Raw genomic sequence first — 20,804 nt, forward strand, 5'->3', positions numbered from 1 at the left:
CCCCGCAACTCCCTGAACTCCAGGGTGTTGCGGGGACCGCTAGAACCCGAGCCTCCGTCCCGGGGGCCGTTCGCATACGCTGACCGCGCCCTTGCCCCCGCCCCCGGAGGATCGTTGAGCTACGACACGGTCGCGTTGGTCGCCCGGGAACCGGGCCTCGAGAGAGTCATCCGCGTTCTGGAGCAGACCGCCTCTGACCTGTGGGTCTCACCCCACCCCGACACCGCGATGCTCGAACTGCGTGACGGCGACGGTGCGCTCCTGGCGACCGTCGAACCCGGTCTGGCGATGGCCTCCCGGCAGGAGATCGGGCGGCTCTTGGGGCAGGACACACAGGACACCGCCCCGGACCCGTGCTGGTGGGTGGAGACCCGGGCCCGCCCCGACGAGGCGGGACGCCGGGTCGCGGACGGCTTCGCGCAGACGTTGGCCGCCCGCCTCGGCGGCACCGTGTGGACCTCGGGCCCGGCGGACACCGCCTTCTGGACCGAGACCGCGCACCCTGCCATCGACCGCGTCACCGACCGTGCCGTCCTGGTGTCCCAGGACCGGCCCGTCGTCCCGTGGTCCTCCTGGCTCGCCGACGCCGCGGTCCGCGGTGGAGGCGAGCGGGGCCTGCAACTGCGTACACCGGCCTCTTCCCGGCTCACCCTGTCCGCGTGGACGGCCGTCACCGCTTCGCGCGGGCTCTGGGTGGTGCAGGACGGGGACGGCGGCCATTTCGACGGTACGAGCGGGCTTGCGCTCTCCTGGGACGAACAGCAGGGGTTCGTCCCTCACGTGCCCGATCCGCCGGGGAAGCGGCGCAGAAAACCGGTCGGCCAGGTACCCGAGGGGCCCGTACCCGCGTTCCTCGACGAGCCGCCCACGGGCACACATCTGGAGGTCCGGCTCTCGATCGTGCACCCGGAGGGCGAGGAACCGCGGATCGGACGCGGCGCCGAGGTCCTCGCCGAGTGCCTGTCGGGACCGCCGCCCGCCGCCTGGGACCTCCACGAACCGCTGACCCGGCCGTGGGACCCCGCGCGCATGCTCGACTCGGCCCGGCACCGCGCCCCGGAACGGCTGCTGCTGCACTTCGCCGGCCCGTGGGAGCAGGGCCACCCCTACGTCGGGCGCATCGGTCTGACATGGAGCGGCGACGTGCTCAGCGAAGAGGTGACCATGTTGGTCGGGCTGGAGCAGGGCGCGGAGGGGCAGTCCCTCTCCCGTCTGGCGGAGACGGTGGAGGCCCTGGGCGAGAGGGACCTCTTGGACACCCTGTGGGCGCGCCGTTTCGTCGGACGTCCGGACACCACCCACGTGCCGGTCTGGCGCGGTCTGGGTTCGCCCCTGGGGATCGCCGTCGGACCTCGCCGGGCGGAGAAGGTGGGACTCACGGCGACCGAGAACGGTCCGATCCCTGGCACCCCCTTCGGACCACCGGAGCACCGGTCCGTCTGGTACCCGGCCCTCGGGGACGTCGACGACCCCAGGCGGGCGCTGAAAGTACTGCGGGCCCAGTGGCAGCACCTGACGGAGCACGCACAGCAGTAGCGGGCGGGGGTGTGGGGCCGGGCCGCAGTGAACTCCCGGTGAAGCGTGCGCGCCCCGTCACTGGTCAGCGCGCACCCGGCTCCAGGCACACCGGGGCAACACCGAACGAACGCCGCACTCGGTGAACTTTCTGCCCACAGGTGCCGTCTTCCCCCACGGAGTGACTACTGACCGCGACGGCGCGGTCCCCAAAACAGCAACCCCCCGTTCGGACGGAGCCCCCTGTGAAGTTCGATATGTCTCCCCAAGCACCCGACGAGACTGACTCGGACGAATCAGCCGCCCCTGTTCGGGCCGGTTCCGCGGCCACCGAGCCCCCCGAGGAGCCAGGGCTCAGACGCCGGTACGGCCGCGCCATCGACGACACCCGGTCCAGCCTGGAACAGCTGCGCGCCCACGCCTGGGACCACCACCTGCGGGAGGAGCCGCAGGTCCACGGTGCGGCCACGCACGACGGCTCGGACGACTCGGGCGGCTCGGATTCCTGGGACGGCGAAGGCGAAGGCGGAGCCCTCTTCGGCCCCGACCGGCTCTCCGGCCGGGCCCGAAGGACCGGGGGTGAGCGGTGAGTACCTGGAACATCGACGTCTACGGCGTCAACGGGGTGCTGAACGTCTACGACGGCCAGCTCGGCACCGAGGGCGGCGGGCTGTCCGAGGAGATCGACTCCACCTCGCGCGGCCTCGACATGGCGTTGGAGAACGCCAAGAGCCCGCCGGTGGAGACGGCCCTGGCCGGGTTCCTCGAGAACTACGCGGAGCGGACCGAGTCGATGTTCCTCAAGGGGCTCTCCTGCCTGAAGGGCGCCGCCGACGCCACGGTCGCCTACCAGAGGGGCGACCACGAGATGGCGCTGACCGCCCAGGAGGACGCCGGCAACATCGATGCGCTCGACCTGGACATGGGCGGGGAGGGCTCGTGAGCGGTTTCGAACCCACCCAGGCCCAGACCGGCGTCGGCTACAACATGTTCACGCTGATCGATCCGGATGCGATCCCCTACCCGGAGACCGACACGTGGTCGTTGAACTACGCCGCCGAGACGATCCGCAGCGGCGGCGAAGAGATGGCTTCCCTCTCCGAGGACATGGAGACCACCTGGCAAGGGTTGCAGGAGCACTACACCGCACCCGAGTCCGAGACCCTGTTCGCCGCGGTCGAGCCGGTGGTCTCCGCCGGCGAGGACCTGCAGGGCGATCTGGCCACCGTGGCCACCGCGTTGGAGGACTTGGCCGAAGCAGCCGCCGAAGCCCGGCGCAAGCTCAACACCCTCAAGATCGAAGCGCAGTCCTTCGCCCGTGATCTGCAGGACCGCAAGACCTGGTGGCTGGACCGCAACGAGGAGGACGACGAGTGGGCCATCGAGACCAACCTCAACCTCAAGTCCGAGGTGAACAGTGCCTGGTCGGACTTCACCTCCGCTGAGATCGACTGCGCCAACGCCATCTCCGGCATCCACAGCGACCTCGTCTTCACCGACCCCGATGCCGCCACCGGTGCCGGCAACGAGCTGGTCTACGGCGAGTCGGGACAGTTCATCGACCTCGGTGACGGCAGCTTCTCCGAGGTCTTCACCGGCACGGCCGCGTGGCAGCTCGACAACCTGACCGAATGGGCCGGGCAGGAGTTCCACCCGGGCGACGTGGAGTTCGAAGACAGCAGCAACCAGGCCGCCTGGGACACCCTCGTGGTCGGGCTCGCTTTCGGCACGGTGCAGGGCCTGGCGACCAAGAGCGGCTACTGGCGCCCGGAGACCGGCTGGTCCTCCAACAGCGACGAGTACGTCGACAACCTGAAGACGACCTGGAAAGAGACCGGCATGGAGGCCGCGTCCCTGGTCGGGATCCACAACGAGGACGGGTGGCTGTACCAACCCAGCACCGAGGACCCGCACGCCAACCTCAGCTGGGACTGGTGGTGGGGCAACATCGAGGAGTCGGGGCGCGACATCCGGGAAGGGCACACGGCCTGGTCCCAGCGGGAGAGCGACCCCGAGTACCACGAGACCTACACCGCCATCAACACGGTTCTGTTGATCCCCGGAGCGCCGGTCAAGGTGGTCAAGGAGATCATCACCTTCGGCGGGCCGGACGGCAGCAGCGGCAGCGGCGGAGCGCCCGACGAGCCCGGTACCGGGGCGAATCCGTTCAGCGGCCAGGGTGGAGGAGCGCCCGGCACCGGAGGCTCGAACCGGGACATCAGCGACATCGCCGAGGAGGGGCGCACCCCGATCACCGAGCGCCTCGACGACGCGCTGGAGCAGACACCCGTCCTGGGCCCGGAGGGGCCGGGTCCGGGAGCTCCGGGTGGGTCCTCCGGGCCTTCCGAGCCCAGCGGACCGGGAGCACCTGACGCGCCGGGCGGCCCCCCGAGGCAGGACCCTCCGAACCAGGGGACCGGAACACAGGAGGGACCGCGTGAAGGTGGCCAGAGCCCACGTGGCGACCAGGGCCGGGAGCGCCCCGGGACGGGGGACCAGCGCGACCGCGAGGGTGCGACACCGCCGGCCACCGGCGGCGGAAGCGACGCGCCCGGCGACGGCCGCGGATCCGGTACCCAGGACCGGGAAGGCCCCGAAGGGACTGGGGACTCCACGCGGCCCCGCGGCGATCAGGAGAGGCCGAGGGACCCGACCGGACAGCGTGACGACGAGGACAGGTCGGGCCACGATCAGAGAGGCGGTACGAACCAGGACGGCGAACAGAGAGGTCGTCACGACGAAGACCGCAAGGGCCCGGAAGCCGAGACCGGCGGTGGCGGCAGCGACCGCGGCGGCGGTGACGGGCCTCCGCCCACCTCACCCGGCGACGAATCCGGGCAAGGTGGTTCCGACGACGAGGGACGTGAGGACGGGAGCGATGGCGGGAACGGGGAGAGCGACCAAGGTTCCCCGCCGCTTTCGGATGAGGAGCGGAAAAAGTCCGAGAAGGCTGACAATCTCGAAAGTCAGCTACTCCAAGCGGGGTTGACCAACGAGCAGATTATCGACCTGCGTGGGGACCACCCGCGTCTTGGGGATGAGTGGCAGCGTGTAGCGAGTGCTGTCGGACAGCAATACAACGGGAAGATAGTGGGCGAAATGCTCCCCCGAACCACACAGTTCGCCCTCGACGGGGCTAGCAGCCCGCGTGAGTTCGCCTACAGGTACGAGTACTACAAGGCTACGTTCGACGAACTCGTAAGACAGATAGGACTCGAAGGAACTGGAAAGAAACTAGCTCAAGAGCAAGTCGCGAATCAGATTCCACACATGGACGTAGCGGCCCAGCTCGAAGCGGACCATTCCGTTGTTAACGAAATGCGCGGCGGCGAACGGGCAAGGGTAGACACGAACCTGCCCCCCGATACCTTGCAGCAAGCGGTTCGCGAGCAAGCTGGAAACATTGATTTTGGACATCAGACAGGCTCCGCCTACCATGGAAGAAAGCATTACAAGGAAATTCTACCCGATGAGAAGAATGGAAATGTCATTGAAGACTATCTAAACAGTACAGAGCAAACTATTAAACATGGAACAATAACAGAACAAGTCACCCTCGAAGGCGGGTCAGAACGACTGACATTTCGCCGGCCAGCGCCTGACGAAAGTGGCAACCATGATCCAGACAGAAAGGGGAGATACAATTATCTTAGGGCATTTGTAATTATCAAAAACAACGGAGATCTTGTCATAACCACGCACGGAAATGAAAAAGTTGAGGAGTAGATCATGCCATCCTCCGATTCAAGCATATTTAAGTTTCTATATGGGAAACTCGAAGCCTTGCAAGAGAAAGGCGGGGAAGGCAGGGCCACAATAATAATTGACAACATTCCCTCTCTTCACCTTGAACTCCGAAACTCTCCTCTGGATCCTGAAAAAGTCACGCGATTCAAATCGCTCCTCTCCGAGGTTCTAACTAACGGAAATAATTTTAAACACCTCAGGCATTACACAGACCTCTGCTCCAGCTTTGCGGAACGAGGGCGTCTCGATGGTTTTGAAAACGCTTGCTTGATGCGCTCGTCCCTCAAAATTCTCGACGAAGAATATCTGGACTGGAGCAAATCTGAGTACCCGCGAAACAGAAATCTTTTCAAGGAAGACCTCGAGTACATAGACGAGATACTCGAGGAGGTTTCGGACGAAGCCCCACCTGTTCGAGAGAAAGATATTCCGGAGTGGGCAGATCAGAGCCACTGGTGGTGGTGGGCTCCAAAATGCCAGGACATGAGCGAGGCGGAGCGCTACGATCGCATCCACTACGAGGAACTCGGACTCTGGTAAAGATTGGAATCCAATGACACACGAACCATCACCAGAAGAGGCAGCAGCCGCGCGGCTAATCGCTGACCCGGGTCTCGTACAGCGGCGGCTCTCCGCGGACTTGCAAGCGGTGGCTGCCCTGAACCGCGGCCACGTTCGACTCGATCCGAGTGCCGGCACCGAAGCATTGGTGTCCCAGGTTCGGGACACAGCAGACCGCATTGGCTTCGAGTCGCCACTGGCGGCAGCCACCCTGTCCAAGCGGTTCTCCGTCGAGCTGCCCCTCAGCGAGCGCAGCCCACACAAGATCGAGGCATACCACCGCGCCGCTACCAGAACACTCCGAGAGGGGACTCTGGCCTCTGATCAGCCCGGATCAGACCGAACGCGCTACCTGGATTTCCAACGCAACGCGATGGAAGCCGGCCTCGTCTCTCTCACTCTCTCCGCTCGGATACATCTCGTCTCCGACGGCTCCGCATGGCTTGATGCCTTCGGCTGGCCGAACTCACCCAAGCGACCGGTGCACACCTTCGCCGGGAGCCCCGAAGAACTCATCTCGCAAGCCCAGCGTGATTTGCAAGCGGAAGATGTCCCGTTGGAGCGAGCTCTGCTCATGCTTCTCGGAGCGACTCTCCAGAGCGGCAACGAACTGGATCTGACGGACACCCTGCGCCTGCAGATCGCCGAATCGGTCACCAATCGCCGAGGAGAGCTGAACATCTGCATCAGCCGGGCAGAAGACTACGCCTCAGCCTCTGAGGACGGGCCGTGGTATTCCGCTTGCCTCTACCGCTCGCTCTTGGAGAACGTGTTCGAGAAGTTCCTCGGAAGCGCGACCTTCGACCTCATCGACGAAGAGGAACTCTCAGAACTCGATAACGAGCTCTCTGAGAAATTGCCGCACGCACACACAGCCTCGGCCTCCGCAGTGCCGGCAAGGGTCCCTGAAGGGCATTGGTGGTGGGAAATGGCCATCACGGAACACGGAAGCCAGCCGTAATTAGATGTCCCCAGGATCGCGGTACGAGACGCCCACAGACAATAAGATACGCGAACCCTGGACAACGTGTGAGCTATTCGGCGCACAGACTTCACGGTCGTAGGGTGCGAGATATGGTCGGCAAAGCAACGACCCCGGTTCACTACTATCTGATCCACCTGAAGGGCAGGCCCATCGCCGCCCTGCTGACGCAGGGCGAGCGCAACGCCAAATTCCTCGCAATCATGGAAGCCACCGACCTTGAAACCAGGCTCAGTGCCAGCGAAACTTGGGGCAAACGGCTGGTGAAGGACGCCGAACAGGGACTGACTCCCATGGAATCCATCCAACGGTGGCGAGGCGTAGCTTCCGAAGCCAGCGTCGGTGGCATCCCAGCCGAGGCGGAACTCCACACGTGCACCGACTTGGTTGAGTTGGACCAGCTCCTCAACCCCGAGCTCGAACCGGTGGAGGATGACCTCACGAGACTCCTCCAAGACCCTGAGCACCTGTACGGCCGCGACTGGGGCCCGCTCATCATGGAGAAGGTGGAAACGGGATACAGAATCGTCGCCCAAAGCGAGATCACCTACCTCCCCGTGCGTCTGGGCGGAACCGTCATCGGCTACTTGTGGGCCTCCGATAACGAAAACGCTCGTTGGTACATCCCCCGCCCGGCCGCGGGACCTCCCGCTTGGCGGGCGGAGCGGTGGTGGATGAGGCAGGCCGTCGACGCCGCCGGTAGAGACCTCTCACCCACCCAGGCCCTGAGGGAGCGCATCGGCCTCCCCGAGGACCCGGTCGGTGGCAGGATCGACCCCGCCGACCAGGAACGAACAGCTCCCAGCCCAGACACCCTCGAACGGATTGCCCAAGGAACGCTCTGAGCTCTGTGCCTGAACCAGGACTGGACAACGATGGGGAGGGAGGCCGACGGAGGCTTCGCGCGGGAATTCGAACGGCTCGGATCCCTGTGCACACGTGTCCTGGGGTCGCGGCGAAGCCGAGCGCACCCGGCGGGGCGTGGAGTGAAGGTCTCGGCGGGTGTCCGGTAGTGGACAGAACCCGGGTGCGCGGGGGCGGGCGCTGGTAGGCAGAAGCGACCTTCTTCCCCGAGGACGAGGAGTCGCGATGGGGCCGGATCGGGCGTGGCAGGGACCACGGACTTCCCGGGGTTCCCGGGTATCACGGGAACCGCGCGCACCACGGACATCGAGCGCGCTGCGAGCGCTGCGGACACTGCTCCGGCTGGTGGGGACCCTGCGCGACGCGGGGCCGGGGCCGGCCTCGGCCCTGGTCGCGGTGCGCCTGATGGAACGCCTGGTCACCCCGGTGACGGCGGTCGCGGTCGCCGCGCTCGTGGGTGCCCTCTCCACCACCGGGACGGCCGGCGGGGACACGGTCACGGCGGCTCTCCTCCCGCTGGTGTTCCTGGCGCTGGTGATGCTCGCGGGGCACCTGGGTGACGCGGCGGCCGAACCGCTGGAGTACCTGGTCCGCTCGCGTATCGACGGCGCGCACCGCGACCGGGTGGCACGGTCGGCACGCACCCCCTCGGACCTGGGCGCGGTGGAGGCCCTGGAGACACAGGCGCTGATCCGGCAGGTCCGGGCCGACCCCGAGCACGGTGTCGAGACCACCCCGGGTGAGGGGACCACGGCCGCGGTCCGGGTGGGCGCGGGGCTGTGCGGGGCGGCCCTCACCTGCGCGGTCCTGGTGTCGTTCGCGTGGTGGCTGGTTCCGCTCGTGCTGGTTCCGGCCCTGGTCACGGTGGCGCTGCGGTACCGGCTCGCGTTCGCGGGCGCGGCCGCGTGGGAGGTCGCGATCGGCGGGGAACTCCATACCGACGTGTGGCGCGAGGCCAACGTCTCGGCGTCCGAGGGCAAGGACATCCGGGTCTTCGGGCTGCGGGACTGGATGGTCGACCGGATGCAACACCAGCTCCGGGAATCCAACAGTCCGCTGTGGCGGCACATCGAACACCGGCTCCGCGTCGAGTGGCTCATGTTCGTGCTGATGCTGCTGGGGCTGGTCCCGGCCTACCTCCTGGTCACGCAGGGAGCGCTGGCGGGCGCGACGACCGTCACGACCCAGACCGCGGTGCTGGCGGCGGGGGCGACGCTGTTCCAGCTCCTGGGAAACGGGTTGGACTTCTACCAGCTGGCGGGAGCCGGGCGGGTCTTCCGGTCGACGGACCGGTTGTCCGAGCGCCTCACCGAGAGCGCCCCCGTTCTGGACGCCGTCCCGTCCGCCACGGTCGGTGAGATCCGGTTCGAAGGTGTGGGTTTTGCTTACCCGGGTTCGGAACGGACGGTCCTGGACGAGGTCGACCTGACCGTGCGGCCGGGCGAGCTCCTGGCGATCGTGGGGCTGAACGGGGCCGGCAAGTCCACACTCATCAAGCTCATGTGCGGCCTGTACCGGCCCACGAGCGGGCGCATCACCGTCGACGGCGTGGACCTGGCGGCGTTGGATCCGGACCGGTGGCGGTCGCGGCTGTCGGTGATCTTCCAGGGTTTCGACCGGTATCCGCTGTCGGTGCGCGAGAACGTCACCCTGGGAGGTACTGCCTCCGAGGGCCCCGACGACGGCACTGCGTTGGAGGACGTCGCCCGGGCGTCCGAACTCACGGACGTCGTCGACCGCCTGCCCACCGGCTGGGACACCCCGCTCTCGCGCGGGCGCACCGGCGGCGTCGACCTGTCCGGGGGCCAGTGGCAACAGGTGGCGATGGCCCGCGCGCTGTACGGGGTCCGGGCCGGCGCGCGGTTCCTGGTGGCCGACGAACCCACCGCCCACCTGGACGTGCGCACCGAGTTCCGGCTCTTCGAGCGTCTGGCCGCGCAACGCGACGGCGCGGGGATCGTGCTCATCTCGCACCGGTTGTCGACGGTGCGCCGGGCCGATCGGATCGTGCTGCTCGACGGGGGCCGCATCACCGAGGAGGGCACCCACGGCGAGTTGATGGCGCTGCGGGGCACGTACGCGGAGCTGTTCGGGATCCAGGCGGCCCGGTTCCGTCGTGCGGACGAAGACACGGACGGTACTCCGGCGCGACCCGACGAGGGGGAACAGGCATGACTCGGAGCTCGCCCGCGCCCCGCCCCACACCCCCGGTGTGGCGGCGCCTGCCCGCCCTGTGGTGGGAGATCCTGGTGCTCTCGTGGCGGTCCGCCCCGGGCCTGACCGCCCTGACGCTGGTGGTGCTGGCCCTCTCGGTCGTGGCGGTGCCCACCGTCGCGTTGGCCCTGCGCACCACGGTGGACGCGACGTCCGCGGACGCGGCCACGGTGGCGCTCGCCGGCGCGGTGGGTGTGGCGGTCGCGCACGCGCTCACCGGCACGCTCCAGGTCATGACCGGGGAGCTCCTCACGACCGTTTCCGACCGCGCGGGACGGCTCGGGATCCATCCGCGCGTCCACCGTGCGATCGCGTCCGTGCCGGGGGTGTCCCACCTGGAACGCGGAGACGTCCTCGACCGGGTCGACATCGTCCGGCGCGGCACCGGCCAGATCGCCCGGAGCGCCTGGAACGTACTGCTGTCCGTCTCCCATGTGCTGAAGCTGCTGCTCACGGTGGTGCTGCTCGGGTCGGTGCATCCGCTGCTGCTGGGCCTGATCCCGCTGGCGGGCGTACCCCTGTGGACCCACCGCCGCGGCCAGGTCTTCGTGCGGAGGGCAGAGGTGGAGGGCGCGGAGGGCCACCGGCTGCAGCGGTCCCTGTTCGAGACGGTGGCCGGGGTGACCGGGGACGGGGAGGCCCGGGTGAGCGGGGCGGACGCACGGTTGGACCGGCTGCGGCAACAGGCGTGGCGGGCGACCGAGCGGGTGCGGTTCCGGGCCCGGGCCCGGGCGGCGGTGTGGACCTTCGCGGGGTGGCTGGTGTTCGTCTCGGCCTTCGCCGGGGGTATCGCGGTGGTGATCGTGCAGACCTCCCGGGGCGAGGGAACCGTCGGTGACCTGGTGTTGACCGTGATGCTCGCGGTGAGCTTGGGGCAGACGGTGCGCGGCACGGTGACCGTGACGGCGGAGACGGCCGGGGCCCGGAGGGTCGTGGAGCCGTACCTGTGGTTGCGCGACCATGTCGCCGGTGAACTCGCCCGTGAGGGGGCCACCGAGGAACCACCGGACACACTGGCCGCCGGCCTGGCCCTGGACCGGGTCTCCTTCACGTACCCGGGCACCGATCGGCCGGCGTTGGACGGGATCTCGGCCCACCTACCCGCCGGGACGGTCGTAGCGGTCGTGGGTGAGTACGGGTCGGGCAAGACGACCCTGGTCAAGCTGTTGTCGGGGCTCTACCGTCCGGACACGGGAACGGTGCGGGTGGAGGACCGCGATCTGGCCGGGATGTCCACAGAAGGGTGGCGGTCGCGGTGCAGCGCCGCGTTCCAGGACTTCGGTCGGTTCGAGGTGACCTTCGGGGAGACCGTCGGGCTCGGTGACCTGGACCGTATCGGGGACCCCGACGCCGTGGCACGGGCGGTGCGCGACGCCGACGCGGAGGAGATCGCGGCCGGGTTGCCCGAGGGTGTGCACACCCAGTTGGGTCGGCGTCTGGGCGGTGTGGAGCTCTCGGAGGGGCAGTGGCAGCGTGCGGCCCTGGCGCGGGCGTCGATGCGGCGCGACCCGTTGTTGTTCGTGTTGGACGAGCCGACGGCCTCACTCGATGCCCCGAGCGAGGAATCGATCTTCCGGCGGTACATGGAGCGGGCGCGGGTCCACGCACGCGGGACGGGTACGGTCACCGTGGTCGTCTCGCACCGGTTCTCGACGGTGGCGGGCGCGGACCTGGTGCTGGTCATGGAGCGCGGACGGATCGTGGAGGCGGGCACCCACGCGGAGCTGGTCGCCGGCGGCGGGCGGTACGCGCGGCTGTACGGGATCCAGGAGCGGGCGTACACGGCTGAGACGTGACGTGGCGGAGCGCCCGGTGGCCCCGGGTTCCGGGGCGGACCACCGACGAAAGTCGGGGTCGGGTCCCACGAATGCCTGGCCCGGAGCGGCCGACCCCCCACCTTGGGCGGCGGTGCGTTCCGTTCTGCGGGGGGAGGCCGGAGCGGGAGAGGCGGTTCTAGCGTGAGGAGTGTTCGTCAAAAGCCTTCACCAGGAACGGAACCACATGTCCCTCATGATGTTGAGCAGCCTGCCCGTCACCGAGGACGCGCTCGCGGCCGGGCTGCTGTTCGGCGCCCTGCTGTTGGGCCTGGCCGTGGTCGTCTTCATCGTCGCCGCGTTCTTCAGTGCTCTGTTCGCCCGGATCGGACTGGGAACGAAGTTCCTCTGGATCGTTCTCATCTTCGTCGCGCCCTTCATCGGGGCCCTGTTGTGGTTCCTCGTCGGACGCCCGCGTACGGGATGAGGCCCGGTTCATCCGGTGGGAACCCCGGCGCCGCACGGCCGCGGGAGCCCATCCGGTCCCCTCCTCGACCTGGCGCACGAGGGACCCGGTACTCTCGTCGGGCCAGTCGAACTCCACCTCGTGGAGCAGGGAACCCGGTGCGAATCCGGGACTGACGCGCAGCGGTGAGGGCGACGGACGGACACGTCCCGGTGGATGGCCCCGGGGCGGCCACTGGGGCCGTGCGGCCCCGGGAAGGCGTTCCGTACCCGGTCGACCCCGAGTCCGAAGACCTGCTGGCGCTGGCGGTACCCACCGTCAGGTCGACCGCGGGCCACGCGTAGGAGCCCCTGACGCGAAGGACATCCATGCCCTCGACCGGCAGACCGGAGCCGGACCGCACCACCACGGACCGCCGCGGGGCGGCCCCCGCGACGCAGCAGGGCCACAGCGAAGGCCCCCGCGCCCGGCGCGACCGCTGCCCCGGAGCGCTGCGTCCCTGGGCGGCCGACGACGGTCTTCTGATCCGGCTCCGGCTCATCGGCGGCCGCCTCCCCGCGCAGACCCTGTCCGACCTGTGCGAGGTCGCGGAACGGTACGGCGACGGCCGGGTCCGGGTCACCGTCCGGGCCAACCTTCAACTGCGCGCCCTCCCGGGGCAGGACGGGGCCCTCGACCCGGAAGCCGTCGACGCGCTCCGCTCCACGGGCCTGCTGCCCTCGCGCACGCACGAGCTGGTGCGCAACGTCATGGTCTCCCCGGACCCGGGGCTCTGGGACGGACGGGCCGACCTGCGCCCCGTGGCCGCCGAGCTCGACCGGCTCCTGTGCTCGGCCCCGCACCGGGCGATGCTCCCCGGCCGTTTCCTCTTCGTGTTGGACAACGGCCGGGGCGACCTGCAGGAGCGCACCTGCGACCTGGGGCTGACCGCCCTGGACGAAGGCCGCGCCCAGCTCCGGATCGGGGACCGTTGGGGACCGGTGGTCGGTCTCGACGAGGCGCCCGAGGCCCTGGTCTCACTCACCGACCGGTTCCTGGAACGCCGTGGCGAAGGTCCTTGCGCCGCATGGCACGTCACCGAACTCCCGGAGCCGCTCACCGGCTTCGTACCTCCCGATCCACGGTTGCCCCACCCCTCGCCCCCGCTCCCGTACGGGCCTGCGCCCGGGGGTGGTCGGCACGTCCCCGTCCCCGAGAGCGGACTGGACCGCTCCGCTGTCGACGCCCTCGCCGAGCACGCACGCGCCGCCGGCCACGGCATCCTCGTCGTGACCCCGTGGCGCGGCGTCCTCGTCCCCGGAATTTCCGACCCTGTCCCTGTCCCCGACACCGGAGGTGGATCTTGACGTCCCCTCGCCGACCGGACCGGCACTACGACTACATCGACAACGGTCCCGCGATCTACACCGACTCCTTCGCCACGATCCGGCGGGAGGCCTCGCTGGGACATCTGCCGTCGGACGCCGAACGACTCGCGGTCCGCATGATCCACGGCACCGGACAGGTGGACCTCGCCAGGGACCTGGTCATCCACCCCGGACTGGTCGCGGCGGCCCGGAGCGCCCTGAATTCCGGGGCCCCGATCCTGTGCGACGCGGGCATGGTCGCGTCCGGGGTCACCCGCGCGCGCCTTCCCTCCGACAACGAGGTGCGGTGCCTGCTGTCCGACCCCCGAGTACCCGGCCTCGCCCGGGAATGGGGCACCACCCGGTCCGCAGCCGCGGTCTCGCTGTGGGAACCGGTGCTCGAGGGGGCCGTGGTGGCCGTGGGCAACGCACCCACCGCACTGTTCCACCTGCTGGAGATGTTGATCGACGGGGCACCGCGCCCGGCCGTGATCGTCGGCTGCCCGGTCGGGTTCATCGGCGCCGCGGAGTCCAAACAGGCACTGACGGAACTGGCCGACCGGCACGGCATCGATGTCCCCTACGTGACCGCCCTCGGCCGTCGTGGAGGTTCCGCGATGACCTCCTCGGCCCTGAACGCACTTGCCAAGGAGGAAGAGTGACCGGCCGTTTCCACGGTGTCGGCGTCGGCCCCGGCGACCCCGAACTCATCACGCTCAAAGCAGCCCGACTCATCTCCGGGGCCGACGTGGTCGCCTACCACGCGGGCGCGGGGAAGAGCTCCAACGCCCGCCGGATCGCCGCAGACCTCATCCCGGACGCGGCGATCGAGGAAGAGCTCACCTACCCGGTGACGACCGGCACGACCGACCACCCGGGCGGGTACACGGGCGCGCTCTCCGACTTCTACGAGCGCTCCGCCCGCCGTTTGGCCGCGCACCTGGACGCCGGACGGGACGTCGTGCTGCTCGCCGAGGGCGACCCGCTGTTCTACGGCTCGTACATGTACATGCACGACCGGCTCGCGCAGCGGTACCCGACCGGGATCGTGCCGGGTGTGCCCGCGTTCTCCGCCGCCACCTCGGTTGCGGAGTCGCCCCTGGCCAGGCAGACCGACGTGCTCACGGTGCTGCCGGGGACCCTGCCCGAACCGGAGCTGGCCCGGCGCCTGGCCGGGACCGACGCGGCCGTGGTGATGAAGTTGGGGCGCACGTTCCCCGCGGTCCGGCGTGCCCTGGAGGCGGCCGGGCGCCTGGAGCACGCGGTCTACGTGGAACGCGCGTCGATGGCGGAGGAGCGACGGCTGCCGGTCACAGAGGTCGACCCGGCGACGGTCCCCTACTTCTCGGTGATCCTGGTGACCGGGGACAGCAGGAACGGAACCCGGTCCCGAGCGGCCGGCGGGTCCGGGACGGCCGGTGGGCCCGGGGCTGAGCTCTTCGAGCCGATCACCTCGGCCGCCGAACTCCTGGTCGTCGGCCTGGGTCCGGGACCGGACCGCTGGCTCACCGCCGAGACCTCCGCCGCACTGGCCGAGGTCGACCACGTGGTGGGGTACGGCCCCTACGTCGACCGGGTCCCGCAACGGGCCGGGCTGACCCGGCACGCCTCCGGCAACACCGTGGAACTCGACCGCGCGCGCCTGGCCCTCGACCTGGCGCGCAAGGGCGAACGCGTCGCTGTGGTCTCCGGCGGGGACGCGGGCGTCTTCGGCATGGCCACGGCCGTGTTCGAGGCAGCGGAGGACCCCGTGTACCGGGACGTGCCGGTGCGGGTGCTGCCCGGGGTGAGCGCCGTCCAGGCCGTGGCCGCACGTGCGGGCGCCCCGATCGGCGGGGACTTCGCGGTGATGAGTCTCTCGGACCGGCTCAAACCGTGGGAGGTGATCGAACGCCGGTTGCGTGCGGTCGCCGAGGCCGATCTGGCGCTGGCTGTCTACAACCCGGCCTCCCGCTCCCGGACCGGGCAGATCGCCACCGCACGCCGGCTCCTGCTGGAGCACCGGACACCGGAGACCGTGGTGGTCGTGGGCCGGAGCGTGGGACGTGAGGGCGAGACCCTGGAGGTGACGACGTTGGGCGAACTGGACCCGGCGACGGTGGACATGCGGTGCCTGGTGATCGTCGGTGCGAGTGGGACCCGCGTCTCCGAGGCGGGGCGTGTATGGACCCCCAGGTGGGTGGAAAGTCGGGTGGAAGCGTGACCGTGCACTTCGTGGGGTCCGGCCCCGGCACCGCCGACCTGTTGACGGTGCGTGCCACCCGCATGCTCGCCGCGGCGGACGTGGTGCTCTACCCGGGCACGTACCTGGACCCGGAGGTCCTGGACCACTGTGCGCCCGGTGCCGAACTGGTCGACACGCAGGGACTCGACCTGGACCGCATCACCGAACGCCTGGTCTCCGCGCACGCCGAGGGTCTGGACACCGTGCGGCTCACGTCCGGGGACCCGTCGGTGTACTCGGCTCTGTCGGAACAGACCCGCCGGCTCGACGCCCGCGGCGTCCCGTGGGACGTCACCCCGGGAGTGCCCGCCTACGCAGCCGCGTCGGCGCTGGTGGGGCGGGAGCTGACCGTGCCGTTGGTGGCTCAGTCGGTGGTACTGACCCGGACACGGTCACGGTCGAGCGCGATGCCGGACACGGAGACGTTGGAGGCGTTCGCGGCGACCCGGGCCACACTGGTGCTGCACCTGGCGATCCGGCGGGTGCGGGAGCTCATGGAACGGATCGAACCGGAGTACGGAGCGGGCTGCCCGGTCGTGGTCGCCCACCGGGTGGGCGGCCCGGAGGAGGCGGTGCTGCACGGGACCGTGGGCGATATCGCCGACGCCGTGGAGGAGGCCGGATTCCGGCAGGCCGCCGTGGTCCTCGTGGGGCGCGCGCTGACTCCCGGGACCGGGGGCGAGTCGTTCCTGTACGACCCCGAGCGGCCCCGCGGCTGAGGCTGAGCGTGTGCTTCGTTGACGGTTGGCGGGGACGGAGGCCGTCATCGGAGCAACGGGGCGGGGAGACGGGGATTTGGCGGGGGATCGGGGCTGGGCCCCAGCGCAGGTGCACGTGCGCTGGGGCCCAGCCCCTCGTGTGGCTGAGCGCACCTGTTCCCCCGTTCAGAGCACCAGCGACCACTGTGTGACGGTACGGGCCGGGCTCCAGCCGGTGAACGTCCCGACCGGCGCAGTGGTCTCCACGGCGATCCGGGTCAGTTCCCCGCCGTGTTCGCGGTAGGCCCCGGCCAGCAACTGCTCGGTCTCCAGGGTGACCCCGTGGACGACGAGGCGCCCACCCGGCCGCAGCGCGCCCAGGCACGTGTCGAGCACCCCCGGGCGGGTCGCTCCCCCGCCGAGAAAGACGGCGTCGGGGGCGGGCAGCCCGTCCAGGTCCTGCGGGGCCCGACCGTGCACCACATGCAACCCGGGCACCCCGAGCATCCCGGCGTTACGCCCGATACGCGCGGCACGTTCGGCCCCGGACTCGACCGCTGTGGCGGTACAGGAGGGGTGGGCGCGCATCCACTCGACACCGACCGACCCTGCGCCGGCGCCCACGTCCCACAGGTGCTCCCCCGGCGAGGGCGCCAGGCGGGCGAGCGCCGAGACCCTCAGGTCGCGTTTGGTCAGTTGCCCGTCATGTTCGAAGGCGTCGTCGGGCAGTCCCGGGAACAGCCCGTACCCGGCCGCGTCGACCGTCTCCAGGGCGAGCACGTGCAGGGCCGGAACATCCGTCGGGGGCGCGGCGCACCAGGTGTCCGCGGTGCCTTCCAGGCGTGACTCGGCCGCCGATCCCAGGTCGGCGAGCACGGTCATTCGGCAGGCGGGGTGGCCGGCCCCGGTCAGCAGGGCGGCGACCTGCACGGGGGTCTCCGGCCCCGAGGAGAGCACCAGGAGACGCCGGCCGGGCCCCAGGTGGCGCAGCACCGAACGGGGATCCCGTCCGACCAGGCTGACCACGGTGCACTGTTCCGAGGGCCAGTTCATGCGGGCGCGGGCCAGGGAGACCGAGGACACGGCCGGTTCCACCCGCACCGCACCGGCCCCCAGCAGGTCGACGAGCGTGGTGCCGATACCGGAGACGAAGGGGTCCCCGGAGGCGAGCGCGACCACGGAACCGTCCCCGAGCGAGGACAACAGATCCGGTAGTGCCTCCCGCAGAGGTGAGGGCCAGGGTTCCCGCCGTTGTCCGGGCCGGGCCGGAAGCATCGCCAGGTGCCGGCGTCCGCCCAGGACCGCGTCCGCGTCCAGGACGAGTCGGCGTGCACGTTCCGGGAGCCCGTCCCAGCCCTGGGCACCGACCCCGAGAACGGTGATCCGGGGCTGGAGTGGAGGGCGCGTGTCGTCCGTCATGGGCGTGACGTTATCGTGGCGGGCACAGGCACGAGGTGCCCCGGGACCCCAACCGTCGGAAACGGCGGGAACGGCGACCGGGGAGAATCTGGGAAGCCGGTGAGAGTCCGGCACAGGCCCGCTGCGGTGATTCGGGCCCCTTACGAGGGGACCCGGAAAGTCCGAAGACCGGCCTCGCGCCCGCCCTCCGACCGATGGCGAACACGAGCGGGAGCCTCACCATGCCTCAATGGCCTGCGCATTACCCCTTCTCCGCGATCGTGGGCTGCGATTCCGAGCAGCTCGACGACCTCGGACTGGCCCTCGTCCTCACCAGTGTGTCCCCGGAGATCGGCGGTGTACTGGTCCGGGGACACAAGGGCACCGCGAAATCCACCGCCGTGCGCGCGCTCGCCTCGCTGCTGCCCCCGGTGGAGGTGTACCGGGGCGACCGTTTCTCCGTGGACCCCGCCGACCCCGCGCAGCACTCCCCCGACGGCCCGTTCGGCCCCGGTACGGACGTGGAGAGCCGACCGGTGCACCTGGTCGATCTGCCCGTCGGTGCCACCGAGGACCGGGTCCTGGGATCGTTGCACCTGGAGCAGGCGCTCACGCACGGCAAGGTCGCCTACGAACCCGGGCTGCTGGCACGTGCCCATCGCGGACTCCTGTACGTGGACGAGGTCAACCTGCTCCACGACCATCTCGTCGACCTGCTCCTGGACGCCGCGGCGACCGGCCGGGTGACGGTGGAGCGCGACGGTTTCTCCGTGGAGCACGCGGCCAAGTTCCTGCTCATCGGCACCATGAACCCGGAGGAGGGTGAGCTGCGGCCCCAGCTCCTGGACCGGTTCGGTATGACCGTCGAAGTGAGCGCGCCGACCGATCCGGTCGCGCGGGCCGAGGTGGTGCGCCGGCGGATGGCCTACGACGCCGACCCCGGGGGGTTCGCCGCCCGGTACCACGACGCCGAGGAGGCCCTCGCCGACCGCATCGCGAAGGCGCGCGGGGCACTGGACCGGGTGCACCTGTCGGAGGCCGCGTTGTTGAAGATCGCGGAGGTGTGCGCGGCCTTCGAGGTGGACGGGCTGCGCGCCGACATCGTGACCTCGCGTGTGGCGGTCGCGCACGCGGCCTGGGCCGGCCGGGAGACGGTGACCCGCGCCGACATCCGGCGCGCTGCCCTGCTCACGCTCCCGCACCGGCGCCGGCGCAACCCGTTCGACGCTCCTGGGCTGGACGAGGAGCTGCTCGACCGGATCCTGGGCGAGGAGGACCCGCCGCCGGACCCGCCGCAGCCCCCGGAGTCGCCCGAGGACCCGTCCGAGCCGTCCGAACCCGAGGACTCCGACCCCTCGCAGACCCCTGAACAGCCGGAACAGCCGGAACAGTCCTCGGATGAGGCGGGCCCCGAACCCCAGGGCCCCGAGAACGCCGACGGCCAGGACAACACCGCCGAGGCCCAGGAGACCGACGAGCCCCCGAACACCGACACGGAGCAGGACGTCGGCGAGGGCTCCGAGGAGGCCGGTCCCCCTCCCCCGTCTTCGGACAGCGCAACGAGCACCGTCGGTTCCACGGCCCCCTACCGCGCCCGCAAGCTGACCGTGCGCGGCGCGGGGCAGGGCGCCGACGGCAAGCGCAGCCGTGCGGTGGGCAGGCGCGGGCGCCGCATCGGTGCGGCCCCGCCCGGTTCCGGGTCCGGGTCCTCCCTGCACCTGGTGGAGACCGTGCGCGCCGCGGCCGCCGCGCCCAGGGAGGGCGAGCGGATGCGGATCCGCCCCCAGGACCTGCGGGTCGCGGTGCGGGAGGGGCAGGAGAGCAACCTGATCCTGTTCTGCGTCGACGCGTCCGGTTCGATGGCCGCGCGCAAACGCATGAGCGAGGTCAAGACCGCGATCCTGTCGCTTCTGCTGGACGCCTACCGGCGGCGCGACAAGGTCGGGCTCATCACTTTCCGCGCCCAGCAGGCCGAACTGGTCCTGCCTCCGACCAACTCGGTGGACGTGGCCGCGGCCCGGCTCGAGGACATGCCCGCCGGCGGCCGAACGCCCCTGGACGAGGGACTGCTGGAGGCCGACCGGGTGCTGCGGCGCGAGCAGCGGCGCGACCCGCGTCTGCGCCCGCTGCTGGTCCTGGTCACCGACGGTCGGGCCACCGGCGCGAAGGGCGCGGTCGCGCGGTCGCTGGCCGCGGCGGACCACATCGCCGGGCAGGAGATCTCCACCGTCGTCGTCGACAGCGAGTCCGGGCCGATGCGCCTGGGCCTTGCCCTCGGCCTCGCCGCCCGCCTGGGCGCAGAACACCTTCCGGTCGGCGAGATCAACGCCGACGCACTCAACACTGCCGTACGAGAAAGGGCCGCCTGATGCCTCAGGGCCAGCCGTCCGTGGTCCCCGAAGACGGACTCACCACCCGACAGCGCCGGCACCAGCCGCTGCTCGCCGTGCACACCGGTGACGGGAAGGGCAAGTCGACTGCGGCGTTCGGGCTGGCGCTGCGCAGCTGGAACCAGGGTTGGCACATCGGTGTGTTCCAGTTCGTGAAGTCGGCGAAGTGGCGCATCGGCGAGCAGACCGTACTGGAGCGCCTCGGGAAGCTGCACGAGGAGACCGGCGAGGGCGGCCCGGTCGAGTGGCACAAGATGGGTTCCGGGTGGTCGTGGATCCGCCGCAAGGACGGCGAGGAGGACCACGCGGCGGCCGCTGCCGAGGGCTGGGCGGAGATCAAGCGCCGGCTGGCCGAGGAGCGGCACGACCTGTACGTGCTGGACGAGTTCACCTACCCGCTGGTGTGGGGGTGGATCGACGTCGACGACGTCGTGGAGACCCTCGCGAACCGGCCGGGGCGCCAGCACGTGGTCATCACCGGGCGGCGGGCCGATCCCCGACTCATGGAGGCGGCCGACCTGGTCACGGAGATGGGCAAGGTCAGGCACCCGATGGACAACGGCCGCAAGGGCCAACGGGGGATCGAGTGGTGAGGTGCCCGGACGGTTCGGGTTCCGGCCCGGGTTCGGGAACGAACGTCCTCCC

Annotated in this window: 17 protein-coding genes and 2 riboswitches; of the genes, 16 read left to right on the top strand and 1 reads right to left on the bottom strand. The window is 70.1% G+C overall.

Annotated elements, in window-relative coordinates; translation table 11 throughout:
• Positions 1–114 precede the first annotated feature (114 nt).
• The 14 genes from D473_RS0114580 to D473_RS0114650 all read left to right on the top strand — a co-directional run bounded on the left by D473_RS0114580 (position 115) and on the right by D473_RS0114650 (position 16,392).
• Positions 115–1,536, top strand: coding sequence for a DUF6177 family protein (locus D473_RS0114580; protein WP_017609801.1), 1,422 nt, complete (start codon positions 115–117; stop codon positions 1,534–1,536).
• Positions 1,537–1,772: 236 nt separating this feature from the next.
• Complete coding sequence (locus D473_RS0114585) at positions 1,773–2,105, top strand: hypothetical protein (RefSeq protein ID WP_017609802.1); 333 nt, start codon at positions 1,773–1,775, stop codon at positions 2,103–2,105.
• The gene (locus D473_RS0114590; protein ID WP_017609803.1) at positions 2,102–2,458 is read left to right on the top strand and encodes a DUF6507 family protein; all 357 of its coding nucleotides are present in this window, start codon (positions 2,102–2,104) and stop codon (positions 2,456–2,458) included. The genes D473_RS0114585 and D473_RS0114590 overlap by 4 nt, the downstream gene beginning before the upstream one ends.
• Positions 2,455–5,241: a hypothetical protein gene (locus tag D473_RS0114595; RefSeq protein WP_017609804.1), complete on the top strand. Its 2,787-nt coding sequence runs from the start codon at positions 2,455–2,457 to the stop codon at positions 5,239–5,241. The genes D473_RS0114590 and D473_RS0114595 overlap by 4 nt, the downstream gene beginning before the upstream one ends.
• A gap of 3 nt (positions 5,242–5,244) precedes the next feature.
• Complete coding sequence (locus D473_RS27235) at positions 5,245–5,802, top strand: hypothetical protein (RefSeq protein ID WP_152436859.1); 558 nt, start codon at positions 5,245–5,247, stop codon at positions 5,800–5,802.
• 109 nt (positions 5,803–5,911) lie between these two features.
• On the top strand, positions 5,912–6,784 hold the full coding sequence (locus D473_RS27240; protein WP_152436860.1) for a hypothetical protein: 873 nt from the start codon (positions 5,912–5,914) through the stop codon (positions 6,782–6,784).
• A 113-nt stretch (positions 6,785–6,897) separates the two neighbouring features.
• A complete protein-coding gene (locus tag D473_RS0114610; RefSeq protein ID WP_017609807.1) occupies positions 6,898–7,650 on the top strand; it encodes a hypothetical protein in 753 nt (250 codons plus the stop codon).
• A gap of 364 nt (positions 7,651–8,014) precedes the next feature.
• A complete protein-coding gene (locus D473_RS24900; RefSeq protein ID WP_017609808.1) occupies positions 8,015–9,844 on the top strand; it encodes an ABC transporter ATP-binding protein in 1,830 nt (609 codons plus the stop codon).
• A complete protein-coding gene (locus tag D473_RS0114620; protein ID WP_026126960.1) occupies positions 9,841–11,679 on the top strand; it encodes an ABC transporter ATP-binding protein in 1,839 nt (612 codons plus the stop codon). Before D473_RS24900 ends, D473_RS0114620 begins: the two co-directional genes overlap by 4 nt.
• 205 nt (positions 11,680–11,884) lie before the next feature.
• Positions 11,885–12,124: a PLDc N-terminal domain-containing protein gene (locus D473_RS0114625; protein ID WP_026126961.1), complete on the top strand. Its 240-nt coding sequence runs from the start codon at positions 11,885–11,887 to the stop codon at positions 12,122–12,124.
• 87 nt (positions 12,125–12,211) lie between these two features.
• A riboswitch (cobalamin riboswitch) is annotated at positions 12,212–12,418 on the top strand.
• Between the two features lie 53 nt (positions 12,419–12,471).
• Positions 12,472–13,449: a hypothetical protein gene (locus D473_RS0114635; protein ID WP_017609811.1), complete on the top strand. Its 978-nt coding sequence runs from the start codon at positions 12,472–12,474 to the stop codon at positions 13,447–13,449.
• On the top strand, positions 13,446–14,111 hold the full coding sequence (locus D473_RS0114640) for a precorrin-8X methylmutase (RefSeq protein WP_017609812.1): 666 nt from the start codon (positions 13,446–13,448) through the stop codon (positions 14,109–14,111). Before D473_RS0114635 ends, D473_RS0114640 begins: the two co-directional genes overlap by 4 nt.
• The gene (locus D473_RS0114645; RefSeq protein ID WP_017609813.1) at positions 14,108–15,652 is read left to right on the top strand and encodes a precorrin-2 C(20)-methyltransferase; all 1,545 of its coding nucleotides are present in this window, start codon (positions 14,108–14,110) and stop codon (positions 15,650–15,652) included. The genes D473_RS0114640 and D473_RS0114645 overlap by 4 nt, the downstream gene beginning before the upstream one ends.
• Positions 15,613–16,392 (top strand): cobalt-precorrin-4/precorrin-4 C(11)-methyltransferase, encoded by a 780-nt coding sequence (locus tag D473_RS0114650; protein ID WP_033353412.1) that lies wholly within the window; start codon positions 15,613–15,615, stop codon positions 16,390–16,392. Before D473_RS0114645 ends, D473_RS0114650 begins: the two co-directional genes overlap by 40 nt.
• A gap of 165 nt (positions 16,393–16,557) precedes the next feature.
• On the opposite strand, the gene cbiE is transcribed toward D473_RS0114650, so the two are convergent.
• Positions 16,558–17,790 (bottom strand): precorrin-6y C5,15-methyltransferase (decarboxylating) subunit CbiE, encoded by a 1,233-nt coding sequence (cbiE, locus tag D473_RS0114655; RefSeq protein WP_017609815.1) that lies wholly within the window; start codon positions 17,788–17,790, stop codon positions 16,558–16,560.
• A 31-nt stretch (positions 17,791–17,821) separates the two neighbouring features.
• Positions 17,822–17,967: riboswitch (cobalamin riboswitch) on the top strand.
• A gap of 44 nt (positions 17,968–18,011) precedes the next feature.
• Between cbiE and D473_RS0114660 the strand changes: the two genes are divergently transcribed.
• On the top strand, positions 18,012–20,138 hold the full coding sequence (locus D473_RS0114660) for a VWA domain-containing protein (RefSeq protein WP_026126962.1): 2,127 nt from the start codon (positions 18,012–18,014) through the stop codon (positions 20,136–20,138).
• A complete protein-coding gene (gene cobO / locus D473_RS0114665; protein WP_017609817.1) occupies positions 20,138–20,752 on the top strand; it encodes a cob(I)yrinic acid a,c-diamide adenosyltransferase in 615 nt (204 codons plus the stop codon). The genes D473_RS0114660 and cobO overlap by 1 nt, the downstream gene beginning before the upstream one ends.
• Positions 20,753–20,804: the final 52 nt, after the last annotated feature.

This window comes from Nocardiopsis xinjiangensis YIM 90004, from assembly GCF_000341145.1.
Lineage (GTDB): Bacteria > Actinomycetota > Actinomycetes > Streptosporangiales > Streptosporangiaceae > Nocardiopsis > Nocardiopsis xinjiangensis.